Source organism: Azospirillum sp. B21 (genome assembly GCF_008364825.1).
In the GTDB taxonomy this organism is placed as follows: Bacteria; Pseudomonadota; Alphaproteobacteria; order Azospirillales; family Azospirillaceae; genus Azospirillum.
Genome location: NZ_VTTO01000002.1, coordinates 674,945 through 694,181, shown reverse-complemented (window position 1 = coordinate 694,181; position 19,237 = coordinate 674,945). Strand labels below are relative to the sequence as shown.

Genomic DNA, 19,237 nt, shown 5'->3' with positions numbered 1-19,237 from the left:
GATGGAACGGAACGCGCGCACCCATGTGGTCGTCTCGGGACGGCTGCCGCCGCCGGTGGACGGGATGAGCCGGGTGACCGCTCTGGTGCTGGAGCATCTCCGGGACCGCATGCGGGGGCGCGGCCGTGTCGAGGTGGCCGACCTGTCGCCGGGGTGGAACGGTGGCGGCGCCGCTTACCACCTGCGCAAGATGGCGCGGGTGTTCGGGACCATGGGCCGGCTGGCCGCCGGGGTGGGCAAGCCCGACCGGCGCTTCTACATGCCGGTGGATTCCGGATGGGGAGCGCTCTACACCGCCGCACTCGCCGGCACCGCGCGCCTGTTCGGCTATGAGCGGGTGCTGCACCATCACTCCTTCGCCACCATCAGCAAACCGACCTGGCGGATGCGGCTGCTGACGCGGATCGCCGGGGCCGACTGCACCCATGTGCTGTTGTGCCCGGCGATGCAGATGCGCTTCCAGTCGATCTATCCGGCGGCGCGCAGCTGCATGACCATGTCGAACGCCATCTTCTCCGTTCCCGACGCTGCCCCGCGTCCGCGGCGCGACGGCCCTCTGCGCATCGGCCATCTGTCGAACCTGTGCAGCGAGAAGGGGCTGGACACGATGTTCGCCCTGCTGCGCGCCCTGCAGCTGGATGGGGTGGACGCCAAGCTGGTGCTGGCTGGGCCCGGCCTGAAGCCGAAGGACAATGCGATGATCGCCGCGGGCCTGATGGCCTTCGACGGGGCGGTCGAGTATCACGGCCCGGTCCATGGCGAGGCCAAGGAGGCCTTCTACCGCGACATCGACGTCTTCGTCTTCCCCACCCGCTACCGCAACGAGGCGCAGCCGCTGGTCCTGTTCGAAGCGATGGCGGCCGGCGTGCCGGTCCTGGCCTATGAGCGCGGCTGCATCGGTTCCGACATCCCGGCGGACGGTCTGGTGCCGCAGGATGCCGACTTCGTTAAGGCGGCGCTGCCGATCCTGGCGGCCTGGGCCGATGACCGCGAAGCGCTCGCCGTCGCGTCCGCCCAGACGCTGACCCGCGCACGGGTCGCCTACGAGACCAGCCGCACCGGCCTGGACCTGCTGCTGGACCGCATCGCCGGCCCGCACCCCGCGACCGCCGCGACCGCCGTGTCGGCCAAGCGCAGGGTGGCGGGGTAGGGCGATAGTTCCCTCTCCCCCCGGGGAGAGGGGATTTTTGCTAAGCGCCCCCCAAGGGCAGCGCCGTCTCGAACTTGATCTCCTTCAGGGCGAAGTTGGAGCGGATGCGGACCTGGAAGGGCAGCTGGAAGACGAACTCCTCCAGGAAGCGGTTGTAGTCGGCGATCGCCCGCACCGCGACCCGCAGCAGATAGTCGGCATCGCCCGACACGGCGTAGCATTCCAGCACCTCCGGCCGCTTGCGCACCGCGTCGATGAAGACGGCGGCGGTCTCGGCCGAATGATGGTCGAGCGTCACATGGGCGAACACGCACTCTCCCACCGACGCCGCCTTCGGATCGACCAGCGCCGTGTAACGGCGGATCACCCCCGTCTCCTCCAGCGACCTCAAACGGCGCCAGCAGGAAGAGGGGGAGGTGCCGACCCGGTCGGCCAATTCCTGCACGGTCAGGCGCGAATCCTCCTGCAGGGCGATCAGGATTTTGACGTCGATTTCCGATAGGGCGGCAGGCAACGGCAAATTTCTCCGGTGAGGCGGCGTTCAGCGAAAAATCCTGCCAAAATCATAGGTGCGTCCGCCCCACTTTGAAAGCTATTTCCACGAACAGTCCGGCATACTGATCGCATAACGAACCAAGGGAGAGGCGATCATGGCCGACATGTGGGAAAACCCGATGAAGACCGACGGATTCGAGTTCATCGAATTCACCGCGCCGGACACCGTGGCGCTGGGTCGCCTGTTCGAGCAGCTGGGTTTCTCGGCAATCGCCCGCCACCGGTCCAAGGACGTGACGCTCTACCGCCAGGGCGACGTGAACTTCATCGTCAATGCCGAGCCGTCGGGCTTCCCGCGCAATTTCGCCGCCCAGCACGGCCCGTCGATCTGCGCCATCGCCTTTCGCGTCGCCGACGCCGCCTTCGCCTACCGCCGCGCGGTGGACCTCGGCGCCTGGGGCGTCGAGAACCGGGTCGGCGCGATGGAACTGAACATCCCCGCCATCAAGGGCATCGGCGATTCGCTGATCTATCTCGTCGACCGCTATGGCGAGCGCGGCAGCATCTATGAGGTCGATTTCGTGCCGCTGCCGGGTGTGGACCAGCATCCGAAGGGCGCCGGCCTGACCTACATCGACCATTTGACCCACAACGTCCACACCGGGCGGATGGAGGAGTGGGCCGGCTTCTACACCCGCCTGTTCGGCTTCCGCGAGATTCGCTATTTCGACATCGAAGGCAAGCTGACCGGCCTGCGTTCGAAGGCGATGACCAGCCCCTGCGGCAAGATCCGCATCCCGATCAACGAATCCGCCGACAACAAGTCGCAGATCGTCGAATATCTACGCGACTACAAGGGCGAAGGCATCCAGCACGTCGCGCTGGGTACCAACGACATCGTCCACACGGTGGAGACGATGCGCGGCCTGGGCACTCCGTTCCAGGACACGCCCGACACCTATTACGAGCGCATCGACACCCGCGTGCCCGGCCACAACCAGGATCTGGAACGCCTGCGCGCCAACCGCATCCTGGTCGACGGCGCGCCGACCGAGGGCCAGGGCCTGCTGCTGCAGATCTTCACCCAGAACGTCATCGGCCCGATCTTCTTCGAGATCATCCAGCGCATCGGCAACGAGGGCTTCGGCGAGGGCAACTTCAAGGCCCTGTTCGAGTCCATCGAACTCGACCAGATCCGCCGCGGCGTACTGAGCGAGAACGCCGCCTGATCGTCAGGCGGGTTCCACAGGCAGGGTTCCGAACGCCGTCCGGTCGCAAGACCGGGCGGCGGCGTCCCTCCCTGTACCAAGCCTGCCTTCTGGTCGTCGGTGCAGGTCGTCCACGAAAAATCGGCGATCCTGCCGCTCATGGCACCAGTTCGCAGCGATAGAGCCTGCCGCGCTGCTGGTGCAGGTTGATCACCGCCTCGTCGGACCCGCGAAACACGCCATTGCCATAGCATATGTCGTCGCGGCACAGGAGCATGCCCACCATGTGAATGGTCAGTCCGGTTTCGGCCTCTACATAATCGAGTTGATCGAGATAGGGCTGGAACATCAGGCTCGGCCAGTCGCCGCGTATCAGTCCGGCCCATTCATCGGCACTGCACCGCGACCGCACCAGCGTGCCGATGCCGCGCCCGCCACTGTTCTGCTTGGCGATCCAATCGCCGTCCTGCTCCAGGAATCGCTCCGCCTCGTCGGCCGAACCGATGCAGAAGGACGGGATCAGGTGTGGCTGCAACTCCGCATACAGGTCTCCGGGCATCGCCTCACGCATGATCGACCCATCGGACAACACGGCAAGGACGCGCTTGTCATGCACCAGGATCAGCGTGCGGACATCGTTGAAATAGTCGCCGGACTCCATCAGCCGATCGAGAACGGCGGGCTGGAAGCAAAGCAGTTCGGTGCGGTCCATCTGCAGGATCAGGCGATCCAGCACCGTCCCGCGGGCCGTCAGGCGCCCGTCGCGCAGTTCCATCTCCTCCGGCTTCACGGAAAGGAAATGGACACCGGTGCGCTGCAGATGGTCCGACAGGCAATCGACCTCGCCGCCGGGCTCTTTCCGGTGCACCAGGGCCAGAGTGCTGCCGGGCGTGTAGGGGGCGCACAGATCCGTCCAGAAATCGGTGTGTCCGCTCGACAATGCGCGGCTGACCATCCAGCCGTTCATGGAGTAACGGGCGCCGATCTCGCAGATCCGTGTCGTGCCCTCGCGGTCGAAGATCACGTCAGGCCGGTACCAGCCGACCCGATAGTGCCTCGGCGCAGCCCGGCGCAGGATGTCGTCCAGTTCCGGCGGCAGGGCGTAGATGGCACGGATGCGTTCATCCTCGCCATACCTCCGGACGACCGCTCGCAAGGCCATGTCGAGCAGGACGGTCAGCCTGCGCATGCGGTCGCGATAAGCACCGGATATGGACAGCACCTGATCGGCGCAGTCCTTGGGGTCCAGCAATGCGCGCAGGGCCGCGGGCGCCTCGGCCATCCATCCGCCGCCACCCGTTCCAGCCGTCTCTTCGATCCGCGGCCGGGTTAGGACAGGGAAGAGACCGTTATTCAAGGCTGCCGGAACAAGGGCTTTTTCCATATCGGTTCTCTCAAATGGGTTTTTGGTGAGCCGACCTCGGAAAGTCGGAGGTCTCGAAGGCCGTCCGTGCCTGCGAAGCTCTTGGCCGCAAACCGACAAGGGGCAACCACAAGGCGCGCATAACCAACAAGAATACGCGTGAAAAATAATATAAATTTCCGAATGCGCGCATAAAAAATGTGGCGACCAAACATCTTTCAAACTTAGGATGTAAAAAATTCTAAAATGCACACGCTTTAATGGCTAAGTCTGCTTTTCGCACTATTTTTCATAATGATTGTTATGTGTTTTTCGGTGCGCCCTTGGGGCCGGCGCCCTCCCGCCGGTCCGGGTCACTCCGCTCGCGTGTGGGCGTCGAAGCGTTCGCGGTCGCTCTTGTCGCTCATGAAGATGGCGAAGGGACGCAGCGCGTCGGCATGGTTCAGGGTGATGGCGATCAGGACCGCCATCGGGGCGGCCAGCAGCGCGCCGGCGGCTCCCCATAGCCAGCTCCACAGCAGAAGCGCGATCATCACCACCAGGGGCGAGATCGCCAGCTGCTTGCCCTGCATGTGCGGCGCGACGAAGTTGCCCATCACCTGCTCGATCACCAGAAGGCCGGCGGCGACCGCCGTCGCGGTGCCGGCGTCCTTGGTCGCCACGGTCAGCAGGACCGGGAGCGCCCCGGCCACCACCGATCCCACCACCGGCACATAGTTCAGCAGGAAGGCCAGCAGGCCCCACAGCAGGACCAGATCGACCCCGAACAGCGACAGCCAGCCGATATAGAGCGCACCAGTGATTAGCCCCAGCACGCTGCTGACCACCAGATAGCGGCGGAACTGCTGGGCGATGGCGGCCACCGCCTCCACAGCGGTCTGGCAGCGCTCGCGGCCCAGCGTCATGACGATCTTCTCCCGCCAGACCGGCGCCTCCAGCTGCATCAGCAGGGCGAGGAACACCGTCAGCACCAGAATGGAGGCGGTCTGGCCGGCCGATGACAGGGCCGCCTTGGCGAAGCCGGTGATCGGGTCGACCGGCACCTCGCCGCCGCCCTGCCCGGCCTGCTGGCCGCTCCCCTGCCCGGCTGCCGGCCCCAGATCGGCCTTTGCACCCTGGATCCACTGGTTGACCTTTGCCCACAGCTTGCCCAGCGCCTCGGCATATTGCGGGAAATCCTCGGCCACGCGCTGGGCCACCAGCGCCATGCCGCCGAAGAAGGCGGCGAGGATGCCCAGGATCAGCAGCATCGACGCGGCCAACCCCAGCCAGGACAGGCGTCGCGGCACCCGCTCGCGCACCCAGCGGCTGATCGGGGCGACGGCAACGGCGACGAAGAAGGCCGAGATGACCGGGATCAGGATCGAGGCCGCCGCCTGCAGCACCCACAGAACCGCCACCCCGGCCAGGATGCCGAGCAGCCAGAGGGCGAGGTTGACGCGGTCGATACGCCCCCTGCCCTGCCGTTCCCCCTCATCCCAATGCCCGCCGTCCGTTCCGCTGTCCACGCTCTCCGCCTCCGCATGCCGCATCCTGCGTCGCCGGGACGCTCGTTCTAGACGCAGTTCCGGGCCTTTCGGTTCCATTCGCCCAACACGGTGCCTCCCGCGGATGGCGATCCCATCGTGCCAAGTCTGGCTGCCAAGAACGTGGCGTTTGAGCTTATTCCGCAACGCCTTCATCAAATATAAACAGCCAAGCTCAAGTTACCTGGGAAAAATCTGCCGATCGGTTGCTCCGGATTTTCCCGGAGGGCTGAAGTTTCGTTTTTGGCTGAATCATGACCAAGGAGCGATGCCCGTTTTTTGTCTCATCCATGCCACGGGAAACCGCCTCATTCATAATTTCCTAACCATAAGTGTTAGTACCCGATTAAGGCTAACAGACGAGCCTGCGGAACAAGGCGATACCCAAAAAGCGGAGTTCCAAAATGGCTACCACCAACACCGACGGCACGATCCAGGTCACCTTCGCGGTCAATGCCTGGGGCACAGTGGCCGGCGGGAAATGGCCGCATTTCCAACTGCTTGTCGATGGCAAGGTCATCGGCGACGCCACCGTCGCCTCCGCCTCCCAGTCGCGCTACGTCTTCACCGCCAACGTGCCGGCCGACAAGGCCCACGCCCTCCAACTGATCTACGACAACGACGACACGGTTAACGGCGTCGACCGCAACCTGTTCGTCAAGTCCTTCGAGGTCAACGGCAAGACCATCCTCGCCATCGATCCCTCGGTGAAATACGACACCGGCAAGATCGACGGGCTGAACGTCATCGCCGGGCAGAGCGAGATGTACTGGCCGGGCGCGCTGAACGTCGCGCTGCCCGCCACGCTGTTCTCGACGGCCCCGGTCGACACCGGCCCCGACACTGCGACCATGACCACGACCATCAAGGTGAAGGCCTACGGCATCAGCGCCGGCGGCCAGGCCCCGCACTTCAAGCTGCTGGTCGACGGCGAGGTGGTGGGCGACGCCTGGGTCAACGCGACCTCGGCCACCGACTACACCTTCACCGCCAAGGTGGACCCCAACGAGGCCCACAAGATCCAGGTCTGGTACGACAATGACGCGACCGTGAACGGCGTCGACCGCAACCTGTACGTCAAGTCGATCAACATCGACGGCAAGACCATCGCCGCCACCTCCGAGATGGCCTCCTACGACAAGGGGCCGGTCGACGGCAAGTTCGTGGTCGCCGGCCAGGAGGGCCTGTTCTGGGGCGGCGCCCTGTCCTTCGGCGTGCCTGAGGAGTATTTCGGCGGCGCCTATGTCCCGCCGCCGCCGCCGATCCCGACCAAGCCGGTCGACATCGTCGTCAACGCCTACGGCACCTCGGCCGGCGGACAGGCGGCGCATTTCAAGCTGCTGGTCGACGGGCAGGTGATCGGCGATGCCAAGGCGTCGGCCACCACCACGGGCTACAAGTTCACCGCCGACATCGATCCGACCAAGGCCCACACGGTCCAGGTCTGGTACGACAACGACGCTACGGTGAACGGCGTCGACCGCAACCTGTTCGTCAAGTCGGTGGTCATCAACGGCAAGACCGTCGCCGCCACCGACAGCATCGTCACCTATGACAAGGGTGCGGTCGACGGCAAAGACGTGGTCAAAGGCCAGGAAGGCCTGTACTGGGGCGGCGCCCTCAACATCAAGGCCGGTGCCGAGATGTTCGGCGACACCCCCGTCCCGCAAAACCCTGTCCCGACCCCGCCGACCAAGCCGGCCTTCTACGTCGCGGCCAACGGCAAGGACAGCTGGTCCGGCAAGCTGGCGGCCCCGAACGCCGACGGCACCGACGGTCCCTTCGCGTCGCTGGAAAAGGCGCAGGCCGCCATGCGGGCCAGCTCGACCATCGACACCACTTATGTCCGCGAGGGCACCTATCACCTGACCAAGACGCTGGAGCTGACCTCGCTCGACAACGGCCACAGCTTCCAGAACTATCCCGGCGAAAAGCCGGTGCTGAGCGGCGGCGAGGTGGTGAAGGGCTTCACCAGCGAGGGCAACGGCCTCTATTCGGCCAAGCTCGCCACCGCCAGCAACCTGGACCTGATCGTCGGCGACGTGCGCCAGCATCTGGCCGAGAAGTACGCCTATGACGCCGGCGACGTCACCAGCGGCTGGAAGTTCGCCGATGCGGCGTCGGGCGGCCCCAGCGGCTGGTACATCCGCTCCCACGGGACCGAGGTGACCGCCGCCGACATCCAGCCGGGCACGATGATCCAGGTGATGGACGCCGAACGGCTGGGCGACACGCTGACCAGCATCGACAGCTTCAACGCCGCCACCCGCACCATCAAGCTGAAGAACGGCGCCTCCCTGCCGTTTGCGGAAGGCACCACCTACAAGCTGCTGAACAACGCCTCTTACGTCGATCAGGCGGGCGAGTTCGCCTGGCGCGCGTCGGACGGCAAGCTGCTGTACAAGGCCGCCAGCTCCGGCTTCGCGTCCACCGGCGTGGAGGTGCCGCGGCTCGGCACGCTGATCAAGCTGACCGGCGCCAGCGACGTCACCATCGACGGGCTGACCTTCAAGAACACCACCACCGGCGGCGACGCCCTGCTGCTGAACAATGCCGACGGCAACCACATCAGCGACAACAGCTTCCTGAACGTCGGTACGGCGATCCGGCTCAGCTCGGGCTCGTCGAACAACCAGATCGCCCACAACACGCTGAACCATCTGGCGGAAAACGGCATCGAGATGGACGGCCGCAGCAACGGCAACACCATCTACGCCAACAGCATTAGCAACATCGGCGAAGTGCGCAAGGCGGTGTCCGGCATCTTCGGAACCGGCGTCGACAACAACGTCATCTCCAACAACGACATCGACCACAGCGCCCGCTACGGCATCTCGTTCAAGGATTACGGCGGCAGCACCAACACGGCCAACCACAACAACGTCATCCAGTACAACAACATCTCCTACACCGGGCTGGAGACCGCCGACGGCGGCGCCATCGAGATCCTCGGCCGGTCCAGCACCAACACCGGTCTGATCATCCAGGGCAACCGGATCGAACATGCCAACGGCCTCGCCACCAGCGCCCAGGACGCATGGATGTACGGTCAGAAGGGCTTCGGCATCTATCTGGACGACATGGCCGGCGGCGTCACCGTCAGGGACAACTTCATCAAGGATGCCGACTGGGCCTCGGTGCAGATCCATGGCGGCGACAACAACGTGGTGACCAACAACTTCTCGGTCATCGCCAGCAACAAGGAAGACTTCATCCGCATCGAATGGCAGCCGGTGCACGGCACGGCCGGCGACCCGCACAACAACACGATCACCAAGAACGTGGTGATGGGGACCCTGCCGCTCGACGACTATGTCGAACTGCTGAGCGCCAACGACTTCGTCATCGACCAGAACCTGGTCTACAACGTGCCGAAGTACGGCGACCACGACGTGATCGCCAAGCCGATGTTCACCAACGCCTATTGGGGCGACTACTCGCTGCAGGCATCCTCGCCGGCCTTCGCGATGGGCATCCACGACCTCGCCTGGTCGAAGATGGGCGTCGTCGGCACGACGGCGGCCGGAATGGAACAGTTCTGGGACGGCGTCTGATCGCATGATCCTGGACGGCGGCAGCGGAGATTGATCCCTCGCTGCGCCGATCCCCGTGGTGGGCGGATCCTGCCCTGCCCGACGGTGTCGGGCGGGATGGGCTCCGCCCTTCGGTGTTTCCGGCATGCGCATTGCCCCGGCTTGGCTCCAGCCTTGCCGCGCACCATATGCGGACCGCGCACCCCCGTGCGGAAGAAGGCGGGGCGCGTTCCCGATCGAGACCGGACGGACAGAGACCGTTTTTTGATGACGCAGATGAACAGGACCGCAGGAAAAGCGGGCGGGATGGTGGCGGCGCTGGTGGCCGGCCTCCTGATGTGCGTCGCCGGCACCGCGCCGGCCCGGGCGCAGGAGGACCAGAAGCCGAAGTTTGGCCCCGACGCGGTGCCGATCACCCGCGCCGCCGACCATCTGCGCAGCACTCCGGCGCCGGATTACTGGGCGCTCAGCCCCTATTACGTGCCGCAGACGACCAGCGCCTCCTGTTCGCTGGCCAGCGTGACGATGATGCTGAACGCGCTACGCGGGCTGCCGGCGCAGGCGTCGGAACGGCTGGTGACCGGGCGGCAGTTGCTCGACCGCCTGGACGACGACCATTGGCGCGCCGCCACCGCCGAGGACGGCGAGGGCATCTCCTTCGGCGATCTGGAACGCTATGTCCGCCGCAGCCTCTCCGCCTACGGCATCGACGCGGAGGTGGAGGTCTGGCGCCCGCGCGACGCCTCGCCCGCCACGCTGACGGAGCTGCGCCGCATCCTGACCGAGAACGAACGCAGCGCGGACGACATCATCCTGCTGGCCTTCGACCAGGGGACGCTGACCGGCGACATCGGCCTCGGCCACATTGCGCCGCTGGGGGCCTATGATCCGGCGACGCGGCGCGCGCTGGTGATGGACCCTGACCGCCTGTGGTACGTGCCCTATTGGACCGGCGACGCCCGGCTGCTGGACGCCATGCTGAAGCCGGACCGCGCCGATCCGGAGGGCAGCGGCCTGATCCGCGTCCGCGCCCGCCGGGTCTCGGGGTAGGCGGGTTTCGGGATAGGCGGCGCTACTTCACTTCCTGGCTGGTGAGGTCGGAGGGATTCTGCGAGCGTGTCGGCTCGTTGGGCTGGTCGGGCTCGCTGGCCCACTGGTTCGGGCGCGGGACCGGCGTGCCGTTCAGGTCGGGCGGCGCCCGGCGGACGTCTGCGAGCGCCTGCTGCAGTTCCCCGCTTCCGGTGGCGGCGGAGCTGGTCGGGTTGGGCGGCTTGTTGCCCTGCGCGCTGGGGAGCGGGTCCTGGCTCTGCTGGACATTGCCGTCGCGGGCAAGCGCGTCGCCGGTCGTCTCCTTCGCTCCGGACTCGACCGGCTGGGCCGGTTGCTGCTGAGCCGGTTCATGCTGGGCCGGTTGCTGGGCCGTGGCGGCGAGCGGCAGGCCGGCGAGAAGGCCGGACAGCAGCAGGGCGGCGGCGAACTTGCGCATGGCGCATCCTCAGGTTCGGGGGCATTTGGCGAGCCGGCGGCACCAATCGCCCGCCGGCGCGTTGTAGCGGGGACGGAGTCCGCCTCCAGCCCATCAGGAACACCGACCATGGCCACCGAGTTCCCGTCCTCGTCCGCGTTGCCCGCAACTCACCCGGCCTCCCCGCCCGACCGCGCCGAACGGCGGACGGTCGGCGTCGTGGTGGAGCGGCGGCGCGTCGATAACCCTTGGATCGAAGCGCGCTGGCAACCGGTCCTTCTGGTCCCGCCCGAACCCGACCGGCCGGACTGGAGCGTGGTGGCGGAGGGGCCGGACTGGACTCGCCACTACGCCGGCACCGCCGAGATCGCCCTGTTCCCGACCGAGGCGGAGAACTACAAGCACAACCTCGACGGCGGCAATCCTTGCGCCTACGTCATCCTGCGGCCGGGCGGTCCGGCGCCGGGGATGCGGTTGCTGGCCGTCACCGTGGACCCCGGCGAGATCGACACCCATGCCGAGGCCGGCGACGACGTGATCGAGCCGATGGCCTTGCCGATCCCCCTGTTGCTGTGGATGGACGGCTTCGTCGCCAGGCATTATGTCGAACGCCCCTTCCACAAGCGCAAACGCGACCGCGCCGACACCGAAGCCCTGGCCCGGCACCGCAGGACGGAGCAGCCTCGGCATGGCTGATCCTACAGGCACGGATGAAGGCTTCCTCGGCCGCTGGTCGCGGCTGAAGCGCGAGACGCGGACGGAGGAGGCGCCGGCAGGACCGGAGCAGATGGACGACGCCCCGGCCGCGGTTCCGGCGGAGATCGCGCCCTCCCCTCCGGCGGCGGAGGAGGCGCCGGACCTGTCGGACCTGCCCCCGCTCGACAGCCTGGACGCCGCCAGCGACTACACCGGCTTCCTGCGCCGCGACGTGCCGGGAGAGCTGCGCCGCCAAGCCCTGCGCAAGGCCTGGGCCAGCGACCCAACCATCGCCGGCTTCCGCGGCTTCGCCGAGTATGACTGGGACTACAACGCCCCCGGCTATGGCGCCTTGCGGCCCACCGACGACATCGCCCGCCTGCTCGACGCCGTGCTGCCCGACGAGAAGCGGGAGGAGGTGGTGGTTGAGGAGGAGGTGATGGCGGACGCACCGGCGGCGGAGGAGCAGGCCGACGGCGGGTTGGCGGTCAACGCCACTTGCCCTGACGCCAACCCTCCCCCGCTGAGCGATTGCAGAATACACACACCTCGCGATGCAGCGGTAATCCCCTCTCCCCCCCGGGGAGAGGGTTAGGGTGAGGGGGAAGCACCCCTGGATTTATCAAAAATCACGCCGCGCCTCCCCCTCACCCCGACCCTCACCCCGCTTTCGGCGGATCTTCGATCCGCCTGTCGCGTCAGCGCAAACGAAGTTTGCGCGTGAGCGGGGGAGAGGGGGAGGCTGGGTGGAAACTTCCCTCAGACGCACCGCCCGCCATCGACCTCCAGGCATACGCCGGTCAGGAAGTCCGCCTCGTCGGAACAGAGGTAGAGCGCGGAGTTGGCGATGTCGTCGGGCGTCGACAGCCGGCCGAGCGGGATGCTGCGCAGGAATTGCTCGCGGCGTTCCGGCGTGTCCTGCCCCATGAAGCGGTGGAGCATGCCGGTCTCGCCCGCCACGGGGGCGATGGCGCAGACGCGGATGCGGTCGGGCGCCAGTTCGGCCGCCATCGACTTGGTCAGGGTGATGACCGCCCCCTTGGAGCCGTTGTACCAGGTCAGGTTCGGCCGCGGCCGCAGCCCGGCTGTGGAGGCGATGTTCAGGATGACGCCGCCGCCCTGGGCGCGGAACACCGGCACCGCGTGGATGGCGCCGTGATAGATCGACTTCACGTTGACCGCATAGATGCGGTCGAAGGTGGCCTCGTCCACGTCCAGCATCGAGCCGTAGCGGTGGGTGTAGCCGGCATTGTTGACCAGGATGTCGAGCCGCCCGAACTCGCCGATCGCCGTGGAGATGATCGCCTCGTAATCCTCCCCCACCGCGACGTCGGCGCGCACGGCGAGCGCCGTCTCACCCAGGCTGTCGGCGACGCGGCCGGCCGCCGCCTCGTCCAGGTCCGCGACGATGACGCGGGCGCCTTCGGCGGCGAAGCGTCGGGCGATGCCCTCGCCGAAGCCCGATCCGCCACCGGTGACGACGGCGACTTTCCCTGACAAACGCATGAGCGGTTCCTCCCCGGAAATTCGCGTTCCCATAAGCGCGCGGCCGTTCGGCGCGCGGACTCCGTACAACAGGGAACCGGCGCTTTCGGCCGCATCGTGAACACGGCGAAGAACGCATGATAGCGCGAAGCCGCCCGGTGGGGCAGTCGCCATCATCCGCTACATCGAATTGGAGAGATATAGGAGAGAATGGCGCGAGTGACGGGACTTGAACCCGCGGCCTCCGGCGTGACAGGCCGGCGCTCTAACCAACTGAGCTACACCCGCGCGATGGCTCCCGGTGCTGGACTCGAACCAGCGACAAGCGGATTAACAGTCCGCTGCTCTACCAACTGAGCTAACCGGGAACAGAGGCCGCCTTATAAAAGCGCTGGCGGATCCTGGCAAGCGGAAAAATGCAAAGCTGCGCATTTTTTCCGGAGAAGCCAGGTTTCGCGCCGTCTGACTGTGACAACGCATAACCGGCGCAGCCATCGGTTGCCGCCACCCAGGCTTGCTCTTGACAGTTCGGGCCATCTCGGGCTTTTTCTCGCCCTCACCTCCCCCCACCATTGCCGCAGGCCCCGATGTCCGAGGTCGTTCCCTTCGCCGCCGCCCGCGAGGCGCTGCTCGCGCGCCTGACCGAACAGCTGCCGCCCTCGTCGGAATGGGCGGGCCGGCTGATGCTGATGCCGGAGGGACGACGGGTGGAGCCGATGCCGGCGGCCGACGCGGTGGACTCGCTACGCGCCTTCCGCGCCGGGCTGGGCGAGGCGATCGGCGCCGCCGCCTGCTCGGTCGGCGGCGTCTGGGTCAGCCGGGAAGACTGTCTGGATTGGGACGGGCTGCTGGCGCCGCTGGCGGTCGCCGCCGCCTATGTGGTCGGCCGCACCCAGTCGGCGGGTGGCTTCGCCGCCGAGCTGTTCCGTTGCAAGAACGCGCTGGCCGGCTGGGGCGTGCGCGGACTGCGCGGCGACCCGGCGGTGGCGCGCGCGGCCGGCTATGCGGTGGTGTCGGTCAGCCGCCGCCCGGACGACCTGGAGATCGTGCTGGACCGGGTGATGGACACCTTCGCCTTCGTCATGCGCAGCCAGGGCGAACCCACGGTCACCGCCGCGGACATGGACCGGCGGCTGGTGAAGCGGGCGGTGCCGCTGCGGCGGTAAGGGGCGGGGAGCATCGTCGCCGACGCTCCCCTGAACAATCCTCACCCGGCGGTGGCGAGGGCCGCCGCGCGCTCGGCGTCCTTGGCCCGGCGGGCCTTGCGCTTCAGCCACCACATCAGCGTGCCGGTGACGGCGAACAGCGGCGGCAGGACGCCGGACAGGAAGACCGCCCATTTCCACAGCGGTCCCAGCCCCTCGCCGGCATGCAGCGGACGCTGCCATGCGATCACGGTCTCGCCGGCACTGTAGGTGGCGGGATCGCGGATTTCGGCGACGCTTGCCTTCCAGGGATCGACGAAGACCGTCGCCGCCGGGGCGCCATGCGCCTGTCCCGCCGGGGCAAGCCCGATGCGATAAGCCTGGTCCGGCCGTGCCGGCGGCGAGACGGAACGCAGTTCGGCACCCGGCAGCGCCTCCCGCGCCAGGGCGACCGCGCGGTCGACGTCGATGGGGGTGGAGCCCTTCACCGGCTGGACCGTCACGGCGGCGCGCAGGTCGCGGGCCGGCAGGACCGACGACACCCCCGCTCCCAGACTCTGCGGGAAGGCGAGATAGACGCCGGAGAAGGTGACGACGATGAAGACCACCAGCGACCAGATGCCGACCGCGCCGTGAAGGTCGCGATGCAGGCGGACGCCGCGGGCGCCGGCCTTTACCGTAAAAGCGGCTTTCCAGCGGCCGGGCCGCGGCCACCACAGCACCAGACCGCTGACGCCCAGCACCAGCATCGCCACACCGAGCCAGCCGACGATCTCACGCCCGCTGCGGTCGCGGATCAGCAGATTGCCGTGGAGGATGTGAACCGTGCGCATGAAGCCGCCGGACGCCTGGGCCGGATTGGCATCCCCGACCACCTCCAGCGACACCGGATCGATGCGGAGCATCCCCATCGGCCCCTGCGGAGGACCGCCCTGAGGGGCGCCACTTTGCGGCGACCCTTGCGGCGAACCTTGCGGTGCGCCCGGCTGTCCCCCTTGCTGTCCGCCCCGCTCGCCGCGCGCCGCCACCAGACGGACGACCGCCGGGCGGCCCGGCTCGTCGGGCAGGGTCAGGAAGCCGGGCTGGGTGCCGGCCGGCGCCGCGGCGCGGGCGGCGGCCAGGATCGCCGACACCGGCTGTAGCGGCCCCTCGGCCATCGCCTGTGCGGGCGTGTCGCCCGTTAGTCCACGAAGCTCATCCTCCACCACCAGGATGGATCCGGTGATGCCGAGAAGGACCAGCGGCAGGCAGAGGATCAGGCCGACCCACAGGTGGATGTTCTGAAGCGTGCGATACCACAGGCGCTGGCTGCGCGGCTTGCTGGCGTTGGCCATGGCGACGACCTTGACAGGATGGCTTTGAGGGGTGACGGAGGGACGTGCCCTATCGGATGAAGAACTGGACCGGAACGACCAGCTCGATGCGGTCCTGCGCCATCTCGTCCGGCGGGGCCGGCAGCGGGGAGGCGCGGCGGACCATCTCCACCGTCTCTTCGTCCAGCACGCTATGGCCGGAACTGCGGTCGAGCTGGACCGACAGCACGCGCCCCTCGCGGTCGATGGTGAAGCGGACCTGGGCGACCCCTTCCTGCCGGCGGGCCTGGGCGGAGCGCGGATAGCGCTTGTGCCGTTCCAGATGGCCGAGCACGCGGCCCTGCCAGGTCGGGATCGCGCGGCTGGGTGCGGCCGACGGCGCCGGGGCCGCCGGGACGGGAGCCGCGGCCGGAGCCGGCGGGGCGGCGGCGGGTGCGGGCTGCGCCTGCTGCACCGGCTGGGCCACCGGGCGGGGCGGCGGCTTCGGCCTCTCCGGCTTCGGCTTCGGCGCTTCCTTCTTCACCTCGGGCTTGGGCTTCGGCGGTTCGGGCGGCGGCTTGGGCAGCACCACCTCCGGCTCGACCACGGGCGGCGGTTCCGGCGGCGGGGGCGGTTCCTCGACCACCGGTTCGGGTTCCGGCGGCGGCGGTTCGGGAAGCGGTTCGATGACCGGCTCGGGCATCGGCTCCGGCAGGGGTATGTCGATGGCCGGGGCAGGTTCCGGCGGCGCGACCGGCAGCGGGGCCAATTCCAGCAGAACGGCCGGCGGGTCCGCTTCCGACGGCGTGATCGGCACATGCCACGCCACCATCGCGACGCCGGCCGCGGCATGGACGCCCAGCGCCAGCAACAGGCTGCCGCCCCAGCGGGCCACGCCGCGGGCCGGACGCTCGCTGCCGTCGGCGGACCAGTCCGCCGCACCGTAATCGGACGCCGCACTCATGGGGCGGGGGCCGTTTCCAGGCCGACGAGGCCGATCTTCAGATAGCCGGCGCCGCGCAGGCTGTTCATCACCTCCGTCAGCGCGCCGTAATCCACCGTCTTGTCGGCGCGCAGGAAGACGCGCTGGCTCTTGTCGCCATGGGTGGCGGCGTCGAGCGCCGCACCCAGCGATTCCTTGGTGGTCGGAGTTTCGCCCAGCGACAGGGTCTTGTCGGCCTGGATGGTCAGGAACAGCGGCTTGTCCGGCCGCGGTGTCGGCGTTGCCGTCGAAGCCGGAAGGTCCACCGGCACATCCACCGTGGCCAGCGGTGCGGCCACCATGAAGATGATCAGAAGGACGAGAACGACGTCGATGAAGGGCGTGACGTTGATCTCATGAGTCTCGGTCAGCTCGTCGTCGTTGTTGGAGCCGAGGCGCGCACCCATCGCCGTTACTCCGCCGCGCGGGAATTGCCGTGGCCCTGCGAGGCATGGGCTTGTGCCCGGGGCAGCGCATGGCGGTCGATGTCGCGGCTCAGCAGGCGCAGCACCGCCGCCGAGGCGTCGGTCAGCTGGGCCTTGTGCCCGCCGATGGCGCGGGTGCAGGCGTTGTAGACCACCACCGCCGGGATGGCGGCGACGAGGCCGATGGCGGTCGCCAGCAGCGCCTCGGCGATGCCCGGCGCCACCACGGCGAGGTTGGTGGTCTGCGCCTTCGAGATGCCGATGAAGCTGGTCATGATGCCCCACACCGTGCCGAACAGGCCGATGAAAGGGCCGGTCGAGCCGATGGTGGCGAGGATGCCGGTGCCGCGCGCCATGCGCCGGCCGGCCGCCGCCTCGATCCGCTCCAGCCGCGAGGCGGCGCGGTCCATCAGCCCGTCGCGCGACGGCGCGTCGGCCGACAGATGGGTCTCGGCGATCACCGCGCGGACCAGCGCCGCCGCCGTGCCCTGGCTGAAGCCGACCCGCTCCGCCGCCTGGGACAGCGACCGCGCCTCTTCCAGCATCGCCAGGGCATCGCGCGCCTTGCGCTTGGCCGCGGACAGCTCGACCGCCTTGGCGATGGCGATGGTCCAGGTGACGACGGAGGCAAGCGCCAGACCCACCATCACCGCCTGAACGACAGGGCTGGCGGCGATGAACATGCCCCAGGGCGACAGGTCGTGTGGAAGAGTGGCCAACGCGGCGGCCGCGTCCGCGGCACCCTGGGCGGCGGGAGCCATGCCCTGCGTCACACCCTGCGCCACATCCGGAACCGTACCCTGCACCGCACCTTGTACCGCACCTTGTACCGCACCTTGTACCGCTTCCGGTGCGGCGGCGGGTGCGGCAGCCTGCTGCGCGCGGGCGGCGGCGCCGGCCATCAGCGTCCCGGCGCCGGCAAGGACGGCAGCCAGAACTGGACGGTGGCGAAACGATGTCGGCATGGCGGTCCAACTCCCCTCGACGCGTGTCCGGCACGCGCGATGCAAAAAACCCGATGACACTCCAGAGCAAAGCCCCCACCGCGGTTATAATGCGAATGAGTCGCACTCGCACGGAAAATCGACCTCCGCCGCACGCAATCGGGTCATTTTTTGCGGGAATTTCAAACAGCTCGACTGCCGTTCCGTTTGCCTTGCGAACTGTTCAAGGCTTGAAAACGGTGCGGTCTCGATTCTGCGACTAAGTCTCAGTACCACCAAACCGCTGCCCTGTCGCGGGAAAATCGCGATCTATTCAATCGGTGAGACCGGCTGAAATAGACCGGAACCGCGCAACAATCGGGCGCCGCTCCGGGTTGAACCCTCGGTCGATACCATCCCGAGGAGGAAGCCGATGGACCGCGTTTCGGTTGTGGAGGAAAAGGGCAGCTTCCGGCTGGTCGCCTGCGATGGCCGTTTCGCTGTGGTGGAGGCGCGAGCCGGACAGGTCTTCGGCATGCCGCAGGACCGGGATGGCGGTCGCGATGGTGCCGCCGACAGCCCGGACGGCATCGAATCGGTCGCCCAATGGACCGGCGAGGACGAGGCACGAGCGCTGATGCGCGACCTGTCCCAGCGCGGCGACCAGTTGGCCCGCCGTATCTGGTAGGGCCGATATGGGGTGATCCGCCAAGACCATGGCTGCGTAGGGGGCTGCGGGGAAAGCTGCGGAGCGCATCATGCACGGAGAGGGAAACGGTGAAGAGGCCGATCCGAATGGCGGGAAGCCATTAACCTGGATCACCGGCGCCAGCAGCGGCATCGGCCGGGCTCTGGCGATCCACCTCGCCAACGCAGGAGAGCGGGTGGCGCTGTCCGCCCGCAACGGCGAAGACTTGGCCGCAACCGCCCAAATGTCGGCGGCGCGCATGCGGATCTTCCCTCTGGACGTCACCGACCGCAAGGCGACCGCCGCCACGGTCGCCGCCATCGAACGCTGGCTGGGTCCGATCGACCGCGCGGTGCTGAACGCCGGCACCCACACGCCGATGTCGCTGGAGGATTTCTCCGCCGACACCGCCCGCCGGCTGATGGAGGTCAACTATATGGGCGTCGTCCATGGGCTGGAGGCGCTGCTGCCGCGGATGCGCGCCCGTGGCCGCGGGCATGTGGCGGTGGTGGCTTCCGTCGCCGGATACCGCGGCCTGCCGACCGCCGCGGCCTATGGCCCGACCAAGGCGGCGCTCATCAACCTGTGCGAATCGCTGAAGCCCGACTGCGACCGCGCCGGCATCCGGCTCCAACTGGTCTGCCCCGGCTTCGTCGACACGCCGTTGACCGCCCGCAACGGCTTCGCCATGCCGGACCTGATGCCGGTGGAGGACGCGGCGCGGGAACTGGCCGACGGGCTGGAGCGCGGCGGCTTCGAGATCGCCTTCCCCCGGCGTTTCACCCGCAAGCTGAAGCTGGCGCGCCTGCTGCCCTATCGGGCCTACTTCCCGCTGGTCCGCAAAGTGACGGGGGCATGATG

18 protein-coding genes and 2 tRNA genes are annotated in these 19,237 nt (G+C 67.8%); 9 read left to right on the top strand and 11 right to left on the bottom strand.

What is annotated here, in order from left to right; all coding sequences use genetic code 11:
• Position 1 precedes the first annotated feature (1 nt).
• A complete protein-coding gene (locus FZ983_RS07915) occupies positions 2–1,150 on the top strand; it encodes a glycosyltransferase family 4 protein (protein ID WP_149222993.1) in 1,149 nt (382 codons plus the stop codon).
• 40 nt (positions 1,151–1,190) lie between these two features.
• Here FZ983_RS07915 and FZ983_RS07910 read toward each other — a convergent pair whose 3' ends face one another.
• Complete coding sequence (locus FZ983_RS07910; RefSeq protein ID WP_149222992.1) at positions 1,191–1,664, bottom strand: Lrp/AsnC family transcriptional regulator; 474 nt, start codon at positions 1,662–1,664, stop codon at positions 1,191–1,193.
• 136 nt (positions 1,665–1,800) lie between these two features.
• Here FZ983_RS07910 and hppD point away from each other — a divergent pair, with 136 nt between their 5' ends.
• Positions 1,801–2,874: a 4-hydroxyphenylpyruvate dioxygenase gene (gene hppD / locus FZ983_RS07905; RefSeq protein ID WP_149222991.1), complete on the top strand. Its 1,074-nt coding sequence runs from the start codon at positions 1,801–1,803 to the stop codon at positions 2,872–2,874.
• Positions 2,875–3,010: 136 nt separating this feature from the next.
• Here the strand turns inward: hppD and FZ983_RS07900 are convergent, their stop codons facing one another.
• Together FZ983_RS07900 and FZ983_RS07895 are read right to left on the bottom strand one after the other, a co-directional pair.
• Positions 3,011–4,135, bottom strand: coding sequence for a hypothetical protein (locus FZ983_RS07900; RefSeq protein WP_149222990.1), 1,125 nt, complete (start codon positions 4,133–4,135; stop codon positions 3,011–3,013).
• Between the two features lie 434 nt (positions 4,136–4,569).
• Complete coding sequence (locus FZ983_RS07895) at positions 4,570–5,724, bottom strand: AI-2E family transporter (RefSeq protein ID WP_247883653.1); 1,155 nt, start codon at positions 5,722–5,724, stop codon at positions 4,570–4,572.
• A gap of 422 nt (positions 5,725–6,146) precedes the next feature.
• On the opposite strand from FZ983_RS07895, the gene FZ983_RS07890 reads away from it, so the two are divergent.
• Complete coding sequence (locus FZ983_RS07890; protein WP_149222988.1) at positions 6,147–9,296, top strand: carbohydrate-binding domain-containing protein; 3,150 nt, start codon at positions 6,147–6,149, stop codon at positions 9,294–9,296.
• Positions 9,297–9,551: 255 nt separating this feature from the next.
• Positions 9,552–10,325, top strand: a complete 774-nt coding sequence (locus tag FZ983_RS07885) for a phytochelatin synthase family protein (protein WP_247883652.1) — start codon at positions 9,552–9,554, stop codon at positions 10,323–10,325.
• 22 nt (positions 10,326–10,347) lie between these two features.
• Here FZ983_RS07885 and FZ983_RS07880 read toward each other — a convergent pair whose 3' ends face one another.
• A complete protein-coding gene (locus FZ983_RS07880; protein ID WP_149222987.1) occupies positions 10,348–10,761 on the bottom strand; it encodes a hypothetical protein in 414 nt (137 codons plus the stop codon).
• Positions 10,762–10,869: 108 nt separating this feature from the next.
• Between FZ983_RS07880 and FZ983_RS07875 the strand changes: the two genes are divergently transcribed.
• Both FZ983_RS07875 and FZ983_RS07870 read left to right on the top strand, forming a co-directional pair.
• Positions 10,870–11,436, top strand: a complete 567-nt coding sequence (locus tag FZ983_RS07875; protein WP_149222986.1) for a DUF3305 domain-containing protein — start codon at positions 10,870–10,872, stop codon at positions 11,434–11,436.
• Entirely contained in the window at positions 11,429–12,031 is a 603-nt protein-coding gene (locus FZ983_RS07870) for a DUF3306 domain-containing protein (RefSeq protein ID WP_149222985.1), read from the top strand. Before FZ983_RS07875 ends, FZ983_RS07870 begins: the two co-directional genes overlap by 8 nt.
• A 164-nt stretch (positions 12,032–12,195) precedes the next feature.
• On the opposite strand, the gene FZ983_RS07860 is transcribed toward FZ983_RS07870, so the two are convergent.
• The 3 genes from FZ983_RS07860 to FZ983_RS07850 form a co-directional block, all read right to left on the bottom strand.
• The gene (locus tag FZ983_RS07860) at positions 12,196–12,942 is read right to left on the bottom strand and encodes an SDR family oxidoreductase (RefSeq protein WP_149222984.1); all 747 of its coding nucleotides are present in this window, start codon (positions 12,940–12,942) and stop codon (positions 12,196–12,198) included.
• Between the two features lie 190 nt (positions 12,943–13,132).
• Positions 13,133–13,209 (bottom strand) — tRNA-Asp (locus FZ983_RS07855).
• Between the two features lie 4 nt (positions 13,210–13,213).
• Positions 13,214–13,289, bottom strand: a tRNA-Asn gene (locus FZ983_RS07850).
• A 219-nt stretch (positions 13,290–13,508) separates the two neighbouring features.
• Here FZ983_RS07850 and FZ983_RS07845 point away from each other — a divergent pair.
• Entirely contained in the window at positions 13,509–14,087 is a 579-nt protein-coding gene (locus FZ983_RS07845; RefSeq protein WP_247883651.1) for a hypothetical protein, read from the top strand.
• Between the two features lie 41 nt (positions 14,088–14,128).
• Here the strand turns inward: FZ983_RS07845 and FZ983_RS07840 are convergent, their stop codons facing one another.
• The 4 genes from FZ983_RS07840 to exbB are packed head-to-tail and all read right to left on the bottom strand — an operon-like array spanning position 14,129 to position 17,730.
• Complete coding sequence (locus FZ983_RS07840) at positions 14,129–15,400, bottom strand: PepSY-associated TM helix domain-containing protein (RefSeq protein ID WP_149222983.1); 1,272 nt, start codon at positions 15,398–15,400, stop codon at positions 14,129–14,131.
• 49 nt (positions 15,401–15,449) lie between these two features.
• Positions 15,450–16,322, bottom strand: a complete 873-nt coding sequence (locus tag FZ983_RS07835; protein ID WP_149222982.1) for an energy transducer TonB — start codon at positions 16,320–16,322, stop codon at positions 15,450–15,452.
• The gene (gene exbD, locus FZ983_RS07830) at positions 16,319–16,747 is read right to left on the bottom strand and encodes a TonB system transport protein ExbD (RefSeq protein WP_149222981.1); all 429 of its coding nucleotides are present in this window, start codon (positions 16,745–16,747) and stop codon (positions 16,319–16,321) included. Before exbD ends, FZ983_RS07835 begins: the two co-directional genes overlap by 4 nt.
• Before the next feature lie 5 nt (positions 16,748–16,752).
• The gene (exbB, locus tag FZ983_RS07825; protein ID WP_247883650.1) at positions 16,753–17,730 is read right to left on the bottom strand and encodes a tonB-system energizer ExbB; all 978 of its coding nucleotides are present in this window, start codon (positions 17,728–17,730) and stop codon (positions 16,753–16,755) included.
• 391 nt (positions 17,731–18,121) lie between these two features.
• Between exbB and FZ983_RS07820 the strand changes: the two genes are divergently transcribed.
• Together FZ983_RS07820 and FZ983_RS07815 are read left to right on the top strand one after the other, a co-directional pair.
• On the top strand, positions 18,122–18,376 hold the full coding sequence (locus FZ983_RS07820; RefSeq protein WP_149222980.1) for a hypothetical protein: 255 nt from the start codon (positions 18,122–18,124) through the stop codon (positions 18,374–18,376).
• Between the two features lie 70 nt (positions 18,377–18,446).
• Positions 18,447–19,235, top strand: coding sequence for an SDR family NAD(P)-dependent oxidoreductase (locus tag FZ983_RS07815; protein ID WP_149222979.1), 789 nt, complete (start codon positions 18,447–18,449; stop codon positions 19,233–19,235).
• Positions 19,236–19,237 lie beyond the last annotated feature (2 nt).